Below are 19,833 nucleotides of genomic sequence, written 5' to 3'. Positions count from 1 at the left end.
CGCTGAGGCCCTGAGAGACTAGGTAACAAGGAGAGACATGGGAGCACAGCTTCGGGTCTACCGGCAGAAGATCAGATCTGCCCAGACGACTAAGAAGATCACCCGTGCGATGGAGCTGATCTCCGCCTCCCGCATCCAGAAGGCGCAGGCGCGGGTCGCCGCCAGCTCGCCGTACGCCCGCGCGATCACGCGCGCGGTGTCGGCGGTGGCGACGTACTCGAACGTCGACCACGTCCTGACCACCGAGCCGGAGAAGATCGAGCGCGCCGCGATCGTCATCTTCTCCTCCGACCGCGGTCTCGCTGGCGCGTTCAACTCGAACGTGCTCAAGGAGTCCGAGAAGCTCGCGGAGCTGCTGCGCAGCCAGGGCAAGGAGGTCGTGTACTTCCTCGTCGGCCGCAAGGCGCAGGGCTACTTCAGCTTCCGCCGCCGTGCGTTCGAGCGGGTGTGGACCGGCAACACGGATGCCCCGGAGTTCGAGCAGGCCAAGGAGATCGCCGACGCGATCCTGGAGTCCTTCCTGCGCGATGCGTCCGACGGCGGTGTGGACGAGATCCACATCATCTACAACCGCTTCATCAGCATGCTGACCCAGGAGCCGCAGGTCGTCCGCCTGCTGCCGCTGGAGGTCGTCGAGGGCGTGGAGGAGCCGGACCGCACGCAGGTCCTGCCGCTCTACGAGTTCGAGCCGGATGTGGGGACGGTGCTCGACTCGCTGCTCCCCGTCTACATCGAGAGCCGCATCTTCAACGCGATGCTGCAGTCGGCCGCCTCCAAGCACGCCGCGACGCAGAAGGCCATGAAGGCTGCAAGCGACAACGCCGACAAGCTCATCACCGACTACACGCGTCTGGCCAACAACGCCCGTCAGGCGGAGATCACTCAGCAGATCTCCGAGATCGTCGGCGGCGCGGATGCGCTGAGCTCGTCCCACTGATCGTCCAACGAGAGAGATAACAATCATGACTACCGCTACCGCCGAAGCCCAGGCTTCGACCGCGCAGCCGGCCGGTGTGGGACGAATTGCCCGCGTGACCGGTCCGGTCGTCGACATCGAGTTCCCGCACGATGCGATCCCGGGCATCTACAACGCCCTGAAGACCACGATCACGATCGGCGAGGAGTCGACCGAGATCACGCTCGAGGTCGCTCAGCACCTCGGCGACGACCTGGTGCGCGCGATCGCACTGAAGCCGACCGACGGCCTGGTCCGCGGCGGCGAGGTGCGCGACACCGGTGCTCCCATCAGCGTGCCCGTCGGCGACGTGACCAAGGGCAAGGTGTTCAACGTCACCGGTGACATCCTGAACCTCGAGCCCGGCGAGAAGGTCGAGATCACCGAGCGCTGGCCCATCCACCGCAACCCGCCGGCGTTCGACCAGCTCGAGTCCAAGACCCAGCTGTTCGAGACCGGCATCAAGGTCATCGACCTGCTCACCCCGTACGTGCAGGGTGGAAAGATCGGCCTGTTCGGCGGCGCCGGTGTCGGCAAGACCGTCCTCATCCAGGAGATGATCCAGCGTGTTGCGCAGGATCACGGTGGTGTGTCGGTGTTCGCCGGTGTCGGCGAGCGCACCCGTGAGGGCAACGACCTCATCCACGAGATGGAGGAGGCGGGCGTCTTCGACAAGACCGCGCTCGTGTTCGGCCAGATGGACGAGCCGCCGGGGACGCGTCTGCGCGTCGCGCTGTCCGCTCTGACGATGGCGGAGTACTTCCGCGACGTGCAGAACCAGGACGTGCTGCTCTTCATCGACAACATCTTCCGGTTCACGCAGGCCGGTTCCGAGGTGTCCACGCTGCTGGGCCGCATGCCCTCCGCGGTGGGTTACCAGCCGAACCTCGCGGACGAGATGGGCCAGCTCCAGGAGCGCATCACCTCGACCCGCGGTCACTCGATCACCTCGCTGCAGGCGATCTACGTGCCGGCCGACGACTACACCGACCCGGCGCCGGCGACCACGTTCGCCCACCTGGACGCGACGACCGAGCTCTCCCGTGAGATCGCGTCGAAGGGTCTGTACCCGGCGGTCGACCCGCTGACCTCGACCTCGCGCATCCTCGACCCCCGGTACTTGGGTGAGGACCACTACCGCGTGGCCACGACGGTCAAGCAGATCCTGCAGAAGAACAAGGAGCTGCAGGAGATCATCGCGATCCTCGGTGTCGACGAGCTGTCGGAGGAGGACAAGATCACGGTGTCGCGTGCGCGCCGGATCCAGCAGTTCCTCTCGCAGAACACCTACATGGCGAAGAAGTTCACCGGCGTGGAGGGCTCGACCGTCCCGCTGAAGGACACCATCGAGTCGTTCGACGCGATCGCCAAGGGCGAGTTCGACCACGTTGCCGAGCAGGCCTTCTTCAACGTCGGACCGATCTCCGACGTCGAAGAGAAGTGGGCGCAGATTCAGAAGGAGAACGGCTAACAATGGCTGTCCTCAACGTCAGCGTCGTCGCCGCCGACCACGAAGTGTGGTCGGGCGAGGCGAGCATGGTCGTCGCGCGCACCGTGGAAGGGCAGATCGGTATCCTGCCCGGCCACGAGCCGCTGCTGGCCATCCTCGCGCAGGGCGAGGTGCGTGTGACCCTGAACGGGGGCGAGTCGATCACGGCCAACGCCGATGACGGCTTCCTCTCCGTCGAGAACAACACGGTCACCATCGTGGCCCGTCAGGCCGAGCTGGTCTGACATGTCCGGGCAGCAGGGAGCCCCGCTGGAGCGCCAGTTCGGAGACGTCCGCGTCCCGATGCTGGTGGCGATGGCGGGGCTTCCCGGTTCCGGGAAGTCCACCATCGCGGAGATCCTGGCCGGGCGCATGGGCGCCACGGTGATCTCGGTGGACCCGATCGAGGCGTCGATCATCCGGGCGGGGATCGATTCCGACCAGCCGACCGGGCTCGCGGCCTATCTGGTGGCGGAGACGATGGCGGAGCAGGTGCTGCTCTCGGGCCACTCGGTCGTGGTCGACGCCGTGAACGCCGTGGAGCCGGCGCGTCTGCAGTGGCGCGACCTGGCGGAGCGGTGCGACGTGAAGCTTCGCGTGATCGAGACGGTGTGCTCCGACCCCGAGCTCCACGAGGAGCGTCTCGGCAAGCGCAGCGGCCTCGTCGCGGCGTACGCCGTCGAGCAGAGCACCGACGAGTACGACGAGTGGCGCGGCGCGTGCGGCACGCTGCCCCGGGTGACCCTGGACACCGCGGCGCCGCTGGGCGAGAACGTCAATACGGCACTGAACTTCGTGGAGGGCTAGCGTGCTCATCCTGCTCCCGCCCTCCGAGACGAAGAGGGACGGGGGAGCGGGGTCTCCGCTCGCCGTGGAGCGGTTGCGCTTCCCCTCACTGAACCCTGTCCGCCGTGAGGTGGTGGATGCGGTGGTCGAGCTCGCCGCGGACCACGATGCGGCGATCCGAGCGCTCAAGCTGGGTCCGAAGCAGGCTGGCGAAGTGGAGCGGAACCGCGGCATCCCGTCCGCTCCGACCATGCGCGCGCTGGAGCGTTACACGGGCGTCCTCTATGACGCCCTCGATGCCGAGTCGCTCTCCTCTGCGGACTGGGAGGTCGCTGCTGAGACGGTCGCCGTGCAGTCGGCGTTGCTCGGTCTTGTCGGCGCGGACGATCCGGTGCCGGCGTACCGGCTGTCGTTCGACTCGCGCCTGTCTCTGCGTCGTGGCGCGGCGTCCCTGAAGAAGCGGTGGTCGCAGGCGGGGGCCGCGGCCCTGGCCGAGCGGGACGACCTCCTGCTCGATCTCCGCTCCGAGGGGTATGCGGCGCTGGCACCGCTTCCCGAACGCGACGGCGCCCACTACGTGCGCGTGCTCGCTCGCGACGAGTCGGGCCATGTCCGCGCGCTGAACCACTTCAACAAGCAGGCGAAGGGTCTGCTGACGCGCGCGCTGATCGAGGCGGGAGCGGGGTTCGAGACGACCGCGTCGCTTCTGGATTGGGCGGATGCCGAAGGGTACGAGCTGCGGCCCGCGGGGGATGGCTCCCGCGACCTGGAGCTCGTCGTCCCGGAGGTTCGGGGCGCTCCCGGCAAGCTCATGGCGGCGCTGCGGGTGTGACGACACCGCCCGAATGGCGACACTCCCGGCCAACTTTCAGTGGTGCAGGAGTGAAAAGTGAGATAAGCTCACAACCAAGAGAGAGGATCAACTGATCCGAGGCGCGCGCGCACTGGTTGCGTGTTCCGTCTCAACAGTCGGGCCGACGTGTGGTGGCCGACGCGTCATCCCCATGCGTCGTTTCCTTCGCCGGAGTGTGAGGCACCAAGATTCCGCCTGCGGTCGGGCACGAGCGGTACGCCCTCACCAGCGAGAATCCGGTGTCGGAGTCCATATCCGCCGTCGGCCCGACTCTCTCGGTCCTCTCCCGAGTTCCTGATCGAGCCCGCATCGATCGCGCCTCCGCGGCTCATACCGCGCGGAAGCAGCCCTCGAAGTGGTCGTCGACCATTCCGGTCGCCTGCATGAGCGCGTACATCGTGGTGGGACCGACGAACCGGAATCCCCGGCGCCGGAGCTCCTTGCTGAGCGCGGTCGACTCGGCCGTCACGGCGGGGATCTCGCCCCATTGCCGTGGCCTGTGGCCCGCGCGCGGTTCGGGGGCGAAGCTCCACATGAGCTCTTCGAGCGGCACGTCGAGCTGCAGCACGGCGCGCGCGTTCGAGATCGTCGCCTCGATCTTGCCGCGGTGACGGATGATCCGGTCGTCGTGCAGCAGGCGCTGGACGTCGGCCTCGGTCATGGCGGCGACCTTCTCGGGGACGAATCCGAGGAAGGCCTCCCGGAAGGCCGGCCGTCGCCGCAGGATGGTGATCCACGAGAGCCCTGCCTGGAACCCCTCCAAGCAGAGCTTCTCGTAGAGTGCGCGCGGGTCGTGCTGCGGTCGGCCCCACTCCTCGTCGTGGTAGCGGCGGTACTCCGGATCGCTCGCCGACCAGGAGCAGCGGGCGACGCCGTCCTCGCCGACGGCGAGGGCGGAGCGGGCCGGGGTCGTCGTCGTGTCGCTCATGCGGCCAGCAGGATCCCCTCGTGCTCGAGGAGCCAGATCTTGGTGGGGATGCCGTCGCCACCGCTGTACCCGGTCACCCGACCGCTGGAGGAGAGCACGCGATGGCAGCCCACGATGATCGGCACCGGGTTCGCGCCCACCGCCCCGCCGATCGCGCGGCCGTAGCCCGCGTGACCGAGGGAGGCGCCGAGCTCGCCGTACGAGACGAAGGTGCCGAACTCGAGCGACGCCAGCCTCTCCCACACCGCCTGGCGGAACGGGGTGCCCTGCAGCCGGACCGGGACGTCGAACGCGCGCCGAGACCCGGAGAAGTACTCCTCCAGCTGAGCGGCCGCGTCGTCGAGCACGGGTGTGCTGCGTTCGGGATGGTCTTCGAGGGGGAGGTGCCCGGCCCGTTCGATGGAGAGCGACGTGACAGCCGTGCCGTCGCTGGTCAGTTCGAGCCGCCCGATGGGGCTCGGGGTGCGGAGGAGATAGGCGAAGGAACTGCTCATGGGACGACTCTAGGGCGCGCCACCGACGCACACTCGCGGGAATCGGACATCGGGGGATAACTCGCTCCGGTCTCGGTCTGGGGACGGTTTCACCCCGTCGCCGTCGCATCCGTGGCCCTCCTGCGCCCTGCCTAGACTCGAGGCATGGCGAACATCGAATACCGCACTCTCGGCCCCTCCGGCCTCGTCGTCTCCACGATCGGTCTCGGCTGCAACAACTTCGGGCGGAAGGACACCGTCACCGAGACGCAGGAGGGCACCGACGCGGTGATCGGCGCCGCGATCGATGCCGGCGTGACGCTGTTCGACACCGCCGATATCTACGGTTCCGAACGCGGGTTGTCCGAGACGCTGATGGGCAAGTCGCTCGAGGGCAAGCGCGACCGCATCGTGCTCGCCACGAAGTTCGGGATGGACATGGCCGGTCTCAACGGACCCGACTGGGATGCGCGCGCCTCCCGCCGCTACATCCGCCTTGCGGTCGAGAGCTCGCTCCGCCGGCTCCGCACCGACTGGATCGACCTCTACCAGCTGCACCGCCCCGACCCGGTGACGCCCATCGAGGAGACCCTCGCGACGCTCGACGATCTGATCACCGAAGGGAAGATCCGCTACATCGGCCACTCCAACCTGTCGGGGTGGCAGATCGCCGAAGCCGAATTCACCGCTCGCCTCAGCGGGCACCCGAAGTTCATCTCCGCGCAGAACGAGTACAGCCTTCTCGCGCGCGATGTCGAGCGGGAGGTGCTCCCGGCCGTGAACCGCTACGGTCTCGGCTTCCTGCCGTTCTTCCCCCTCTACAACGGCCTGTTCACCGGCAAGTTCACGCGCGAGGGCGGCCCCGCCGACAGCCGGATCATGCACATCCGCCGTCACCTGCTCGACGAGGCGCCCTGGGACAGGATCGAGCGCTACCAGGCGTTCTGCGATGAGCGCGGCGTCACGATGCTGGCCGCGACTTTCGCCTGGCTGCTCGCCCAGCCGGGGCTGTCGAGCGTCATCGCGGGGGCGACGAAGCCGGAGCAGATCGTCGCGAACGCCGAGGCGGCGACCGCGTGGAAGCCGACCGCGGAGGAGGTCGCCGAGATCGGGGAGATCTTCGCTCCAGCGAGCTGAGATCGCACCAGAAGAACCTTGTGAGTGAGCACTCACTCCGTGTAGAGTCGCCGCGTGACGAACGACGCAGCGACAGAATCCCAGCCGCGCTCGCGCGCGCAGCCGATGGCGGTGGACGACCGCAAAGCGATGATCATCGACGCGGTCATCCCGCTGCTGCTCGAGCACGGGCGCGGAATGACGTCACGCCAGATCGCCGAGGCCGCCGGCATCGCCGAAGGCACCATCTTCCGCGCTTTCGGTGACAAGGAGACGCTGGTGCAGGCGGCGATCGAGAAGTACCTCGATCCGGAGCCGCTGCGCGAGGCGCTCCGCAGCATCGATCCAGCGCTCCCGCTGGAGAACAAGATGCGCGCGATCCTGTACCTACTGCGCGAGCGCTTCCAGAGCGTCATGCGGATCATGCCGGTCATCGGCGCACAGCGACCGCCCGTCCCGCAGGAGCGCGGGGAGTTCGCCCGCATCATCGCCCAGATCCTGGAGCCGGAGGCCGGTGAGCTCAACTGGCCGCCGGAGCGCGTCGCCCACCTGTTGCGGCTGATCAGCTTCTCCTCCGCGTTCCCCGCGCTCAACGAGGGCATCGAGTTCAGCATCGACGACCTCGCCCGGATGACGCTGGTCGGCGTCGCCGGGACCTCGCCCCACGTTCTCTTCCCGTCATCCGACACGGAGGCATCATGCTCCTGAGACTGCTCGGCCGGTTCCTCCGGCCGCACTGGCCGCTCCTGATCGGGGTGATCGTCTTCCAGCTGGCGCAATCGCTCCTCTCGCTGTGGCTGCCGACCCTCAACGCCGACATCACCGACAACGGCATCGCCAAGGGCGACACCGGCTACATCATGGCCGTCGGCGCCGAGATGCTCGGCGTGACGCTGGTGCAGGTCGCCTGCGCCATCACCGCCGTCTACTTCGGCGCCAAGGTCGCGATGCTCGTCGGCCGCGACCTGCGCGAGGCGATCTTCCACCGGGTCGGGGAGTTCTCGGAGCGCGAGGTGTCGTCCTTCGGTGCGCCCTCGCTGATCACCCGCAACACGAACGACGTCCAGCAGGTGCAGATGCTGGTGATGATGACGTGCACGCTGCTCGTCTCGGCGCCCATCCTCGCGGTCGGCGGGATCGTGCTGGCGATGCAGCAGGACGTCGACCTGTCGTGGCTCATCGCCGTGAGCGTTCCGGCGCTGCTGGTCGCGGTGAGCATCATCATCGCCCGCATGGTGCCGCTGTTCCGACGCATGCAGGACAGGATCGACCGCGTCAACCGCGTGCTCCGCGAGCAGCTGACCGGCCTCCGCGTGGTGCGCGCGTTCGTGCGCGAACGTGTCGAGACCGACCGCTTCCGGCTCGCGAACGACCAGGTGACCGAGACGGCGCTCAAGGCGGGCCGGCTGTTCGCCCTCATGTTCCCGATCGTGATGCTCGTGCTCAACGTGTCGAGTGTCGCAGTGATCTGGTTCGGGTCCTTCCGGGTGCAGGACGGCTCGCTCCAGGTGGGCACGCTGACGGCTTTCCTGCAGTACCTCATGCAGATCCTCATGGGCGTGATGATGTCGACGATGATGGCGGTGCTCGTGCCGCGCGCCTCGGTGTGCGCCGACCGCATCGGCGAGGTGCTCGGCACGCAGCCGTCCGTTCGCGCCTCCGACGCCCCGATCACCGAGGTGGAGGCGCACGGAACGGTGGAGTTCGTCGACGTCGGCTTCTCGTATCCCGGCGCCGAGCATCCTGTGCTCACCGACATCACCTTCCTCGCCGAGGCGGGTCGGACCACAGCGATCATCGGCAGCACCGGCGCGGGCAAGACGACGCTGGTCAACCTCATCCCGCGCCTGTTCGATGCGACGAGCGGGATCGTGCTGGTCGACGGTGTGGATGTCGCGGACCTCGACCCGGAGGTGCTGTGGTCCCGCATCGGGATCGTGCCGCAGCGCCCCTACCTGTTCTCGGGCACGGTGGCGTCGAACCTGCGGTACGGCAATCCGGATGCCACCGACGACGAGCTCTGGCACGCGCTCGAGGTGGCGCAGGCGCGCGACTTCGTCGAGGCGATGCCGGAGGGTCTCGACGCGCCGATCGCGCAGGGCGGCACCAACGTCTCCGGCGGTCAGCGGCAGAGACTCGCGATCGCTCGCGCGCTGGTCAGGAAGCCGGAGATCTTCGTCTTCGACGACTCCTTCTCGGCGCTCGACACCGCGACCGACGCGCGGCTCCGCGCGGCGCTCGCACAGGATGTGACAGACGCGACCATGATCGTGGTCGCCCAGCGGGTGTCCACCATCGTGGATGCCGACCAGATCATCGTCCTCGACGACGGCCGCGTGGTCGGTCGGGGGACGCACGACGAACTCCTCGAGAGCAACGAGACCTACGCCGAGATCGTCTCGTCGCAGCTCGCGGCTCAGGATGCGGCATAGGGAGAAGCGGGATGAGCGACAAGACGACGACCCCCGAGCGGCCGGCCGGCCCTCCGGTCCGGCGCGGACCCGGCGGGGGAGGACCGTTCGCCGGATTCGGCATGCCCGTCCAGAAGTCGATGAACTTCGGCCCGAGCGCGAAGCGCCTGCTCGGCCGCCTCCGCCCGGAGAGGCTGCCGCTCGTCGCGGTGACGCTGCTCGCGGTGGTGTCCGTGACGTTCGCGGTGCTCGGGCCCAAGCTGCTCGGCAACGCGATCAACCTGGTCTTCGCCGGTGCCCTCTCCCTGCAGTTCCCGAAGGGCGAGACCCAGGCGCAGGCCATCGCCGGCGTGCGGGCCAAGGGCCAGGACCAGTACGCCGACCTGCTCTCCGGCACGACCTTCACGCCCGGCGCCGGGATCGATTTCACCGCGGTCGGCCAGACGCTGCTCTGGGTGCTCGCGCTGTACATCCTGTCGTCGGTGTTCAGCTACCTGCAGGCGTACGTGCTCAACGGCGTCACGCAGCGCACGGTCTACCGCCTGCGCTCGGACGTGGAGGACAAGCTGCACCGCCTCCCGCTGAAGTACTTCGACGGGATGCAGCGGGGAGAGCTGCTGAGCCGGGTCACCAACGACATCGACAACATCTCGCAGTCGCTGCAGCAGACGATGAGCCAGTTGCTCACGTCGCTTCTGACGGTCGTCGGAGTGGTCGTGCTGATGTTCGTCATCTCGCCGCTCCTCGCGCTGATCGCGCTCATCACCATCCCGCTGACCTTGGTCATCACCACGATCATCGCGAAGCGCTCGCAGAAGCTCTTCGTCGCCCAGTGGCGGCACACCGGCGAGCTGAACGGGCAGATCGAGGAGGCGTTCACCGGTCACTCGCTGGTCAAGGTGTTCGGCCGCCACCGTGAGGTCGAGGCCCGCTTCCGCCAGAAGAACCAGGAGATGTACCGGGCGAGCTTCGGCGCCCAGTTCATCTCGGGCATCATCATGCCGGCGATGATGTTCGTCGGGAACCTGATGTACGTCGCCATCGCGGTGGTCGGCGGACTCCAGGTGGCGAGCGGCGCGATGCAGCTCGGTGACGTGACGGCCTTCATCCAGTACTCCCGGCAGTTCACGCAGCCGCTCACTCAGCTCGGGTCGATGGCGAATCTGCTGCAGTCGGGCGTCGCGAGCGCCGAGCGAGTTTTCGAGCTGCTGGACGCCGACGAGCAGTCGCCCGACCCGCGCGAGCCGGAGAGTCCAGCCGGCACCAAGGGCCTCCTGACGTTCGAGGACGTCTCGTTCCGCTACGTCGAGGACGCCCCGCTCATCGAGGACCTGTCGCTGGTCGCCCAGCCCGGACAGACCGTCGCGATCGTCGGACCGACCGGCGCAGGCAAGACCACGCTCGTGAACCTGATGATGCGCTTCTACGAGCTCGACGGCGGGCGCATCACCCTGGACGGCGTCGACATCGCCTCGATGAGCAGGCACGACCTGCGCAGCCGCATGGGGATGGTGCTGCAGGACACCTGGCTGTTCAAGGGCACCATCCGCGACAACATTCTCTACGGCCGCCCGGACGCGACAGAGGAGGAGGTGCTGGATGCCGCGCGCGCGACCTACGTCGACCGTTTCGTCCACTCGCTGCCCGACGGCTACGACACTATCCTCGACGACGAGGGATCGAACATCTCGGCGGGGGAGAAGCAGCTGCTCACCATCGCGCGGGCCTTCCTCGCGCGGCCGAGCGTGCTCATCCTCGACGAGGCGACCTCGTCGGTGGACACCCGCACCGAGCTGCTCGTGCAGAAGGCGATGAGCGCGCTGCGGGCCGACCGGACGTCGTTCGTCATCGCGCACCGGCTTTCCACGATCCGCGACGCCGACCTCATCCTGGTGATGGAGGCAGGGCGCATCGTCGAGCAGGGAACCCACGCCGAGCTGCTGGCGCGCGGCGGAGCGTACTACTCGCTCTACAACGCGCAGTTCGCCGGGGCGGCGGACGAGTAGGGGACTGTGCCGATCACGGCTCGGCGAGGCGGGATGCGTACGCGCGCACGCACCAGAAGACGCCGTACGCGATCAGGCCGAGGGCGATGAGGATGAGGAGGACGACGCCGAACGGGACCTCGGTGAGCGCCTTGAGGCTGCCGTCGAGTCCGCCCGCTTTCTCGGGGTCGGACGTGAAGGCGCCGAAGACGACCAGACCGCCGACGATCACCAGGGCGACGCCCTTGGAGACGTAGCCGACGCGGCCCAGCGTCGTCGTGACGGTCGCCCAGCGGTTCGGCGGGAGGCGCAGATCGCGCTCGAACTTGTGGGTCAGGCCGTTCACGGCGAAGACGACGCCGACGACCACGATCGCGATCCCGATCCCGGCGAGGAGGAAGACTCCGCCGGGCGTCGCCAGCAGCTTCGCGCTCGCCGACTTCTCGGAGGTGGACGCATCCTGCCGGCCGCCGGACGCGATGGAGATCGCGATACCGGCGAGGGCGGCGTACACGACGCACTTGGCGACCTCCGTCACCTTCTGGCCCGGCTTGTGCGCGGTGATCGCCTGCAGGATCTGCCAGGCCGCCAGGAAGATGAGCCCGACGATCACGGCCCACAGCACGAAGAGGCCGCCGGGCACGGCGACGAGCGCCTGCAGGGCACCCGACTGGTCGGCGTCCCCGCCCGATCCGAACGCGACGGCCAGCGCGATGACGCCGATCAGGATGTGCAGGATGCCGATGGCGGCGAGGCCGACGCGGGCGAGCCCGCGCACGAGCGGATGGCGTTCGACCCGGGAGGCGACCCGGCTGGGGGAGGTCATGGCGTGAACGCTACCCGGCGTTCACGCGTTCGGGAATCTCGGGTACCGTAGAGGACTGAGTCCGCCGCGCCGTCACGCGGCGGCGAGATCTGAATAGAGGAGGCCGGCATGGACATCGACCTCAGCGTCTTGCGTCTCATGGAGCGCGAGAAGGAGATCCCCTTCGATGAACTGGTGCAGATCATCGAACAGGCCATCCTGACCGCTTACCTGAAGCACACCAACCAGGCCGATCACCGCCACGGTCACAGCGACCAGCCGCCGGCCGCACGGGTGCACCTCGACCGCAAGACGGGGCATGTCACGGTTTACGTGCCCGAGCGCGACGAAGAAGGCAACGTCATCGGCGAGGCCGAAGACAGCCCGAGCGACTTCGGCCGCATCGCGGCTTTCGCGGCGAAGCAGGTGATCAACCAGCGGCTGCGCGACATCGCGGACGACGCCGTTCTCGGCGAGTTCCGCGGACGCGAGGGCGACATCGTCGCCGGCGTCATCCAGCAGGGCCCGAACCCCCGCATGATCCACGTCGACCTGGGAACGGTGGAGGCCATCCTCCCGCCGGAGGAGCAGGTGCCGGGCGAGGAGTACACGCACGGTTCGCGCATCCGCGTCTACGTCACGAGCGTCACCAAGGGGCCGAAGGGTCCGTCGATCACCGTGTCGCGCACGCACCCGGCGCTCGTCCGGAAGCTGTTCGCGCTGGAGGTTCCGGAGATCGCCAGCGGTGTCGTCGAGATCGTGTCGCTCGCCCGCGAGGCCGGGCACCGCACGAAGATGGCGGTCCGGGCGACTGAGCCGGGAGTGAACGCCAAGGGCGCGTGCATCGGCGAGCTGGGTCAGCGCGTCCGTGCGGTGACCGCGGAGCTCAACAACGAGAAGATCGACATCGTCGACTACTCGCCGGACCTCGCGACGTTCGTGTCGAGCGCGCTGTCGCCGGCGAAGGTGACCAGTGCGTTCGTCATCGACGAGTCGCTGAAGGCCGTCCGCGCGCTCGTGCCCGACTACCAGCTGTCGCTAGCGATCGGCAAGGAGGGTCAGAACGCTCGCCTGGCGGCGAAGCTGACGGGCGCGAAGATCGACATCCAGCCCGATTCGATCCTCGACCGCGATTGAGTTCGTCTGTCGATCTTCGCGCCGTGCCGACGCGGCGGAGCCGTGGCGCCACGGTCGCCGCAGGCGCACAAGCACAGCATCCAGCCCGATTCGATCCTCGACCGCGATTGAGTTCGTCCGGTTGGAATGCGGTTGCATTCCACAGCGTTATTGATCACGCGGGTTCCTGTCCGTTCGGCGCGCGCCGCCGAGAGGAGTAGGATGGAACCCGTCAGAACGTGCGTCGGATGCCGTTCTCGCGCTCCCCGGTCCTCTCTTCTGAGGATCGTCGCCCAGGATTCGGAACTCGTGGTGGACCCGTCCGCCACCCGGCCGGGGCGAGGTGCGTGGCTGCATCCGGTCGAGGAGTGTCTCGAACTCGCACTGAAGCGCCGGGCCTTCGGGCGGGCGCTTCGGGTGGAGGGGACGCTCGACACCGCGACCATCCGGTCGCAATTCATTAGAACAGGCTGAAGAAGTTGACTTCACATGAGTGACAACCGATGAGTGTCTCGAAATGAGATCCGTCCGCTATTAACGCCTGCCCCTGTCTGGGGTGGGCCCAGACAGGAGAATTGTGGCTGCAAAACCACGCGTACATGAGGTCGCGAGCGAGCTCGGCGTCGACAGCAAGGTCGCGCTCGCGAAGCTCAAGGAGATGGGCGAGTTCGTCAAGGGACCGTCCTCGAGCATCGAGCCCCCGGTAGCACGCAAGCTGCGTGCCGCGCTGGAGGCCGAGGGTGCGAAGCCGTCTGCCGAGAAGGCGACCGCTACCGCCCCGAAGGCGCCGTCGCAGGCGCCGCGTCCGGCCGCGCCGCGTCCGCCGCAGGCGCCCGCCGCCGCGACCGAGACGGATGCCGGGCCCAAGCCTCAGGCGCCGATGTCGGTCGCCGAGCGTCAGGCCGCGGCCGAGAAGGCCGCCGCAGAGAAGGCTGCTGAGAAGGCGGCGGAGAAGGCCGCTTCGAGCGCGCCTGCCGCGGGCGCTCCGGCGACCCCGGACGCCGTCAAGCCGAGCTCCGCGCCCCGCCCCGGCGGCGGTGGCATCCCGCGCCCGAGCGCCCCGCGCCCCGGCAACAACCCGTACTCGTCGAACCAGGGCATGGGCCAGCGCACGCCGCGTCCGGGCAACAACCCGTTCTCGTCGTCGCAGGGCATGGGACAGCGTCCCTCGCCCGCCAACATCCCGCGTCCGACCCCGCCGCGTCCCGGTGCCCCGCGCATCGGCGCACCCGGTCAGGGTGGCGGCAACCGTCCCGGCCCGCGTCAGGGCGGCGGCGGTCGTCCCGGCTTCCAGCAGCGCCCCGGCACCGGTGGCGGTGCGGGAGCAGGCGCAGGCGGCGGCTTCCAGCGTCCCGGCGGCGGCTTCGGCGGCCCGCGCCCCGGTGGCGGCGGCGGTCGTGGTCGTGGACCGGGCGGCGGCACGGCCGGTGCGTTCGGCCGCGGTGGCGGCAAGAGCAAGGCCCGCAAGTCGAAGCGCGCGAAGCGTCAGGAATTCGAGATGCGGGAGGCCCCGTCGCTGGGCGGCGTGACCGTTCCCCGCGGCAACGGCGACACCGTCATCCGACTGCGTCGCGGCTCGTCCATCTCGGACTTCGCCGACAAGATCGACGCGAACCCCGCGTCGCTGGTCACCGTCCTCTTCCACCTGGGCGAGATGGCGACCGCGACCGAGTCGCTCGACGAGGCCACCTTCGAGGTGCTCGGCGAGGAGCTCGGCTACAAGATCCAGGTCGTCTCGCCTGAGGACGAGGACAAGGAGCTCCTGGAGGGCTTCGACATCGACCTCGACGGCGAGCTCGCCGGCGAGTCCGACGAAGACCTCGAGATCCGGCCCCCGGTCGTCACCGTCATGGGTCACGTCGACCACGGTAAGACGCGCCTCCTCGACGCCATCCGCAACGCGAACGTCGTCGCGGGCGAGGCCGGCGGCATCACCCAGCACATCGGTGCGTACCAGGTGTGGACGGAGCACGAGGGCATCGAGCGTGCCATCACCTTCATCGACACCCCGGGTCACGAGGCGTTCACCGCCATGCGTGCCCGTGGTGCGCAGGTCACCGACATCGCGATCCTCGTGGTCGCGGCGGACGACGGCATCATGCCGCAGACCATCGAGGCGCTGAACCACGCCCAGGCGGCGAACGTGCCGATCGTGGTCGCGGTGAACAAGATCGACAAGCCGGAGGCCAACCCGGCCAAGGTGCGCCAGCAGCTCACCGAGTTCGGCCTGGTGGCGGAGGAGTACGGCGGCGACGTCATGTTCGTGGATGTGTCCGCGCGCAACGACATCGGCATCCAGGACCTCCTCGACGCGGTCCTGCTGACCGCCGACGCCGGCCTCGACCTCCGCGCCAACCCGAACAAGGACGCCCGCGGTGTCGCCATCGAGGCGAAGCTCGACAAGGGCCGCGGCGCCGTGGCGACCGTGCTCATCCAGTCCGGAACGCTCCGGGTGGGCGACGCGATCGTGGCGGGCACCGCCTACGGCCGCGTGCGTGCCATGGCCGACGAGAACGGCGAGGCCGTCTTCGAGGCAGCCCCGTCGCGTCCGGTCCAGGTGCAGGGTCTCTCCAGCGTCCCGCGCGCCGGTGATGTGTTCCTCGTCACCGAGGAGGACCGCACCGCCCGCCAGATCGCCGAGAAGCGTGAGGCCGCGGAGCGCAACGCGCAGCTGGCGAAGGCCCGCAAGCGCATCTCGCTCGAGGACTTCACCCGGGCCCTGGAGGAGGGCAAGGTCGAGGCGCTCAACCTCATCATCAAGGGCGACGTGTCCGGTGCCGTGGAGGCGCTGGAGGAGTCGCTCATGAAGATCGAGGTCGACGACTCGGTCAGCCTGCGCATCCTGCACCGCGGCGTCGGCGCGATCACCGAGTCGGACATCGACCTGGCGACCATCGACAACGCGATCGTGATCGGCTTCAACGTCCGCCCGGACGTGAAGGCGCGCGAGCGTGCGGCCCGCGAGGGTGTGGATGTGCGCTTCTACTCGGTCATCTACAACGCGATCGAGGACATCGAGAACTCGCTGAAGGGCATGCTCAAGCCCGAGTTCGAAGAGGTCCAGTCCGGTGTCGCCGAGATCCGCGAGGTGTTCCGCTCCTCGAAGTTCGGCAACATCGCCGGTGTCATCGTCCGCTCCGGGACGATCACGCGAAACGCCAAGGCGCGGGTCATCCGCGACGGCGTCGTGGTGGGGGACAACCTCGCCATCGAGTCGCTGCGCCGGTTCAAGGACGACGTCACCGAGGTCCGTACGGACTTCGAGGCCGGTATCGGTCTCGGGAAGTACAACGACATCCAGATCGGCGACGAGATCGAGACGACCGAGCTTCGCGAGAAGCCTCGAGTCTGATTCGAGAGATGGCCGGTGGCTTCGCCACCGGCCATCTTGTCTGAAAGGAGCACAACCATGGCTGATCCGGCACGCGCGAGGAAGCTCGCGGACAGGATCAAGGAGATCATCGCGAAGCGGCTCGATCGCGGTCTCCGCGACCCGCGCCTCGGCTTCGTCACGATCACGGACGTCCAGGTGACCGGCGACCTGCAGCACGCCACGGTGTTCTACACGGTGTACGGCACCGAGCAGGAGCGCGACGACAGCGCCGCCGCTCTCAAGGCCGCCACCGGCATGCTGCGCAGCGAGGTCGGCAAGAACATCACCGCACGGCTCACGCCGACGCTCGAGTTCCAGCTCGACGCGATCCCCGAGAACGCCGCGCAGATCGAGAACCTGCTCCGCGAGGCGCGCCAGCGGGATGAGGAGGTCGCGGGGCTCGCGGCCGGCGCGAGCTACGCCGGCGACGAGGACCCGTACGTCAAGCCACGCGAGTTCGAGGACGACGACGAGGACTTCGACGACGACGAGGATGACGACGCCGCGGACTCCGACGACGCCGAGGGCGCCGACGAGGCGGACGACAAGCACTGACCGCCGCGCCGGGTCGGCTCTAGGCTGACGGCATGTTCGCCGTCACGTTCTACGATGCCGACCCGGACGCGTCTCCGGAGCACTTTCAGCGTCTCGTCGAGACGTACCCCCGTCACCGGGCCTACCTCGACGAGTTCGCCGCGGGAGGCGAGGTGCTGATGATCGGCACCTTCGGCGACCCGGCCACGCAGGGCTCCATGGCGATCTTCCGCAGCCAGGAGGCGGCGGAGCGCTTCCTGGAGGGTGACCCGTTCGTCACCGAGGGCCTGGTGTACCGGGTGCGCATCCAGGCCTGGGACCCGCTCGTCTTCTCCGAGAGCTGACCCCCGACAGGCTTACGGCAGGGTGTACCCGCCCTCGGCCGCGACGGCGAGACCGTCGGCGAGCAGCCCGGCCAGCGCACGGTCGCGCTGGGCGGCATCCGGCCACACGGTCTCGAGTTCGGCCGCGGTCACCGGGATGTGCGACGCCCGCAGCTCGGCGAGGATGCGTCCGCGCACCTGCCGGTCACTGCCCTCGTAGCGCTTCTGCACGGCCTTCTTCGGTCCGTCGTACGCGGGGTAGCCGGCCCGGCGCCAGGCGCAGCGCTGCGCGACAGGGCACGCGTCGCAGCGGGGTGAGCGGGCGACGCAGACGATCGCGCCGAGCTCCATCATCCCGGCGTTGAACGCGGCGGCGGCCGGGCGATCCTCGGGGAGCAGCGCCTCCATCGCGGCGAGGTCGCGCTTGCCGGGCGGGCCGGGTTCCGCCTGCCCGTCGATCGCCCGGGCGATGACGCGGCGGATGTTCGTGTCGACCACCGGGTGCCGGTTGCCGTAGGCGAAGACCGCGACGGCGCGTGCGGTGTAGTCGCCGATGCCGGGGAGCGCGAGCAGCGCATCCACATCCTCCGGCACGACTCCGTCGTGCTGCTCAGTGATCGCGACGGCGGCCGCGTGCAGCCACAGCGCGCGGCGCGGATAGCCGAGCGACTGCCAGGCGCGTACCGCCTCGCCCGGAGGGACAGCGGCCAGGTCGGCCGGGGTCGGCCAGCGGGTCAGCCACTCCTCGAGTCGCGGGATGACGCGCGAGACCGGCGTCTGCTGCAGCATGAACTCGCTGACGAGGGTGCCCCAGGCGGTGAAGCCGTCGCGTCGCCACGGGAGGTCGCGCCGGTTGGCGTGGTACCAATCCACCACCGTTCCGGCGAAGTCGTGCATGCATCGAGGCTAACCGGTGCGACGGCCTATGCTCGTCGCATGATGCTTCCTCCGACGCCGCGGGTACTGTTCCTGCGCTCGCTGGTCGGTGACATCCGTGCGGTCTCGCCGGTCGGGCGGGTGATCGTGGCGGTCGACGCGGGGACGGTGGGCGGCCCGTTCGCCGACGACCTCGCGGCGGTGTTCCGGGAGTCCGGGGCCGACACGTTCCGGGCGCGGCTGGCGGACTTCCACAACTCGCGGGCGTACCGCACGCGCCTCGGTCCCGAGACGGAGGAGAGCTACTACCGCGACTCCTACGACTACGTGACGCTGCGGCGCGTGCTGCTCGATCCGTTCCGCTTCGGCGGCAGCGCCGGGTTCCAGACCGCGGCCTTCGACGAGGAGCGGGATCAGCCGGTGGAGGCGCGCTGGCTGACCGCCGGACAGGATGCGGTGCTCGTCGTCGACGGGGAGTTCGCCCTGCGTCCGACGCTGCGCGACGCCTGGAACGCCTCCATCCTGCTGGTGAACGCGCTGCAGGAGACCGTGTACCTCGACGATGCCCGTCCGCTCGCCAATGCCGACCACCTGGTCGACGACTCCGAGCCCGAGCTGCCGCTGCGTGTCGACCGCGCGCTCTGAGTCGGCGTTTCAGGCCAGCAGGGGACGCATCCGCTCGGCGACCTGATCGGGCGCGAGGAAGGCGCCGGTGCGCTCCACTTCGTGCACGAGCGCGGTGATCGCCGCGTTGACCGGTGCCTCGACCCCGGCGGTGCGGGCTTCGTCGACGACGGCGCCGTTCAGGTAGTCGATCTCGGTGAGCTGACCGCGGCGGATGCTCTGCAGCGTCGAGCCCGGGTTCGGGGTCGATCCCATCCTCCGCTTCATGAGCAGGGGGACGGCCTGGGCGGCCCAGCGCGGAGCCCGCGCGACGACGCGGAGGATGCGATCGTCGAGGCCCTGGATACTGCCGTAGCGCACGCCGCGCGCGTAGCCGACGCGGGTGGCCTCCTGAAGGCTCGCGGTCACGATGGGCCGCAGCCGCCGGTCGCCGAGCACCTGCTGCGCACTCAGACCGGTGATAGCTGGGAGGGCGTTGATCTGGTTGACCATGAGCTTGGTCCACTGGGCGCCGGTGAAGTTGTCGATGGCGAAGGCGGGCATGGCGGCGTCGAGGATGCGCGCGGCGTCGACGGCCGCGGCGGGCGGCGGGCCGTCGCCGGCGCCGAGGTAGGTGTTCGCGGTGGTGGTGACCGAGACGCGGCCGGGGGAGAGGTAGCTCGCGGCGTACAGGGCGAGGGCGCCGACGCAGTCGGAGCCGGGCAGCAGCTGCTCCGCCTCGCGGAGGCCGGCGAGGCCGTTCTGGACGATCACGACGGTGATGCCGTCGAGGGCGGCGGCGTTGGCGCGGATCGCGGCGGGCGCATCCTGGGCCTTGGTGGTGACGAAGGCCAGCTCCGGGCGGGTCTGGAGCGTCTCCGCTGCGGCGACCCGTGCGGTGTGGACACCCCAGCCTCCGTCGAGCCGGAGGCCGCCGTCGCGGATGGCGGCGAGCTGCTCGCCGCGCGCCGTCACCTCGACGAGATGGCCGACGCGGTCGAGGAGCGCCGCGATCGTTCCGCCGATGGCTCCTGCTCCGATCACGCCGATACGCACGCGTTCCAGCCTAACGGCGGCAACCCTCCGACGATTCGTGGCGCAAGTGGGGTTTAGCGGGGGGCTAAACCCCCATAGGGCCCCCAAGGGGGTGGGGGGGGGGGGGGGGCGGGGGGGGGGGGGGCGGGGGGGCGGGGGGGGGCGGGCGCCA

Annotated in this window: 20 protein-coding genes; 15 read left to right on the top strand and 5 right to left on the bottom strand. The window is 69.1% G+C overall.

What is annotated here, in order from left to right:
* Positions 1-37 precede the first annotated feature (37 nt).
* Genes ACF1AJ_RS07265 through ACF1AJ_RS07245 form a run of 5 tightly spaced genes read left to right on the top strand, consistent with a single transcriptional unit; the run spans position 38 to position 4,062 of the window.
* A complete protein-coding gene (locus ACF1AJ_RS07265) occupies positions 38-937 on the top strand; it encodes a F0F1 ATP synthase subunit gamma (protein ID WP_018190352.1) in 900 nt (299 codons plus the stop codon).
* A gap of 25 nt (positions 938-962) precedes the next feature.
* A complete protein-coding gene (atpD, locus tag ACF1AJ_RS07260; protein WP_026307115.1) occupies positions 963-2,426 on the top strand; it encodes a F0F1 ATP synthase subunit beta in 1,464 nt (487 codons plus the stop codon).
* 2 nt (positions 2,427-2,428) lie between these two features.
* The gene (locus tag ACF1AJ_RS07255) at positions 2,429-2,689 is read left to right on the top strand and encodes a F0F1 ATP synthase subunit epsilon (protein WP_018190354.1); all 261 of its coding nucleotides are present in this window, start codon (positions 2,429-2,431) and stop codon (positions 2,687-2,689) included.
* Position 2,690: 1 nt separating this feature from the next.
* Positions 2,691-3,251: an ATP-binding protein gene (locus tag ACF1AJ_RS07250; protein ID WP_018190355.1), complete on the top strand. Its 561-nt coding sequence runs from the start codon at positions 2,691-2,693 to the stop codon at positions 3,249-3,251.
* Between the two features lies 1 nt (position 3,252).
* Complete coding sequence (locus ACF1AJ_RS07245) at positions 3,253-4,062, top strand: YaaA family protein (protein ID WP_391506730.1); 810 nt, start codon at positions 3,253-3,255, stop codon at positions 4,060-4,062.
* Between the two features lie 349 nt (positions 4,063-4,411).
* Here ACF1AJ_RS07245 and ACF1AJ_RS07240 read toward each other — a convergent pair whose 3' ends face one another.
* Positions 4,412-5,011 carry a DNA-3-methyladenine glycosylase I gene (locus ACF1AJ_RS07240; protein WP_391506729.1) on the bottom strand — a complete coding sequence of 200 codons (600 nt, stop codon included), beginning with the start codon at positions 5,009-5,011 and terminating at the stop codon, positions 4,412-4,414.
* Positions 5,008-5,505 carry a methylated-DNA--[protein]-cysteine S-methyltransferase gene (locus ACF1AJ_RS07235; RefSeq protein WP_391506728.1) on the bottom strand — a complete coding sequence of 166 codons (498 nt, stop codon included), beginning with the start codon at positions 5,503-5,505 and terminating at the stop codon, positions 5,008-5,010. Before ACF1AJ_RS07235 ends, ACF1AJ_RS07240 begins: the two co-directional genes overlap by 4 nt.
* Positions 5,506-5,649: 144 nt before the next feature.
* Here ACF1AJ_RS07235 and ACF1AJ_RS07230 point away from each other — a divergent pair, with 144 nt between their 5' ends.
* The 4 genes from ACF1AJ_RS07230 to ACF1AJ_RS07215 are packed head-to-tail and all read left to right on the top strand — an operon-like array spanning position 5,650 to position 11,017.
* Positions 5,650-6,621, top strand: a complete 972-nt coding sequence (locus ACF1AJ_RS07230) for an aldo/keto reductase (protein ID WP_391506727.1) — start codon at positions 5,650-5,652, stop codon at positions 6,619-6,621.
* Between the two features lie 54 nt (positions 6,622-6,675).
* Complete coding sequence (locus tag ACF1AJ_RS07225; protein ID WP_231371062.1) at positions 6,676-7,308, top strand: TetR/AcrR family transcriptional regulator; 633 nt, start codon at positions 6,676-6,678, stop codon at positions 7,306-7,308.
* The gene (locus tag ACF1AJ_RS07220; RefSeq protein WP_391506726.1) at positions 7,299-9,032 is read left to right on the top strand and encodes an ABC transporter ATP-binding protein; all 1,734 of its coding nucleotides are present in this window, start codon (positions 7,299-7,301) and stop codon (positions 9,030-9,032) included. The genes ACF1AJ_RS07225 and ACF1AJ_RS07220 overlap by 10 nt, the downstream gene beginning before the upstream one ends.
* 11 nt (positions 9,033-9,043) lie before the next feature.
* Complete coding sequence (locus ACF1AJ_RS07215; protein ID WP_391506725.1) at positions 9,044-11,017, top strand: ABC transporter ATP-binding protein; 1,974 nt, start codon at positions 9,044-9,046, stop codon at positions 11,015-11,017.
* Positions 11,018-11,030: 13 nt separating this feature from the next.
* Here ACF1AJ_RS07215 and ACF1AJ_RS07210 read toward each other — a convergent pair whose 3' ends face one another.
* A complete protein-coding gene (locus tag ACF1AJ_RS07210) occupies positions 11,031-11,822 on the bottom strand; it encodes a DUF1206 domain-containing protein (RefSeq protein ID WP_391506724.1) in 792 nt (263 codons plus the stop codon).
* A 108-nt stretch (positions 11,823-11,930) separates the two neighbouring features.
* Between ACF1AJ_RS07210 and nusA the strand changes: the two genes are divergently transcribed.
* The 5 genes from nusA to ACF1AJ_RS07185 all read left to right on the top strand — a co-directional run bounded on the left by nusA (position 11,931) and on the right by ACF1AJ_RS07185 (position 17,168).
* Positions 11,931-12,938, top strand: coding sequence for a transcription termination factor NusA (gene nusA / locus ACF1AJ_RS07205; RefSeq protein WP_018190364.1), 1,008 nt, complete (start codon positions 11,931-11,933; stop codon positions 12,936-12,938).
* Positions 12,939-13,064: 126 nt separating this feature from the next.
* Positions 13,065-13,391 (top strand): YlxR family protein, encoded by a 327-nt coding sequence (locus ACF1AJ_RS07200; RefSeq protein WP_391506723.1) that lies wholly within the window; start codon positions 13,065-13,067, stop codon positions 13,389-13,391.
* 103 nt (positions 13,392-13,494) lie between these two features.
* Positions 13,495-16,269 carry a translation initiation factor IF-2 gene (infB, locus tag ACF1AJ_RS07195; RefSeq protein WP_391506722.1) on the top strand — a complete coding sequence of 925 codons (2,775 nt, stop codon included), beginning with the start codon at positions 13,495-13,497 and terminating at the stop codon, positions 16,267-16,269.
* Between the two features lie 57 nt (positions 16,270-16,326).
* Positions 16,327-16,845, top strand: a complete 519-nt coding sequence (gene rbfA / locus ACF1AJ_RS07190) for a 30S ribosome-binding factor RbfA (protein WP_391506721.1) — start codon at positions 16,327-16,329, stop codon at positions 16,843-16,845.
* Between the two features lie 32 nt (positions 16,846-16,877).
* Positions 16,878-17,168 (top strand): YciI family protein, encoded by a 291-nt coding sequence (locus ACF1AJ_RS07185; RefSeq protein WP_391506720.1) that lies wholly within the window; start codon positions 16,878-16,880, stop codon positions 17,166-17,168.
* Between the two features lie 12 nt (positions 17,169-17,180).
* Here the strand turns inward: ACF1AJ_RS07185 and ACF1AJ_RS07180 are convergent, their stop codons facing one another.
* Positions 17,181-18,044 carry an A/G-specific adenine glycosylase gene (locus ACF1AJ_RS07180; protein ID WP_391506719.1) on the bottom strand — a complete coding sequence of 288 codons (864 nt, stop codon included), beginning with the start codon at positions 18,042-18,044 and terminating at the stop codon, positions 17,181-17,183.
* 39 nt (positions 18,045-18,083) lie between these two features.
* Between ACF1AJ_RS07180 and ACF1AJ_RS07175 the strand changes: the two genes are divergently transcribed.
* The gene (locus ACF1AJ_RS07175) at positions 18,084-18,668 is read left to right on the top strand and encodes a hypothetical protein (RefSeq protein ID WP_391506718.1); all 585 of its coding nucleotides are present in this window, start codon (positions 18,084-18,086) and stop codon (positions 18,666-18,668) included.
* 9 nt (positions 18,669-18,677) lie between these two features.
* On the opposite strand, the gene ACF1AJ_RS07170 is transcribed toward ACF1AJ_RS07175, so the two are convergent.
* A complete protein-coding gene (locus ACF1AJ_RS07170; RefSeq protein ID WP_391506717.1) occupies positions 18,678-19,682 on the bottom strand; it encodes a ketopantoate reductase family protein in 1,005 nt (334 codons plus the stop codon).
* Between the last annotated feature and the right edge of the window lie 151 nt (positions 19,683-19,833).

Origin of the sequence: Leifsonia sp. NPDC014704, assembly GCF_043083605.1 — a bacterium.
Taxonomy (GTDB): Bacteria; Actinomycetota; Actinomycetes; order Actinomycetales; family Microbacteriaceae; genus Leifsonia.
This window is presented reverse-complemented; position numbering and strand designations above follow the sequence as displayed.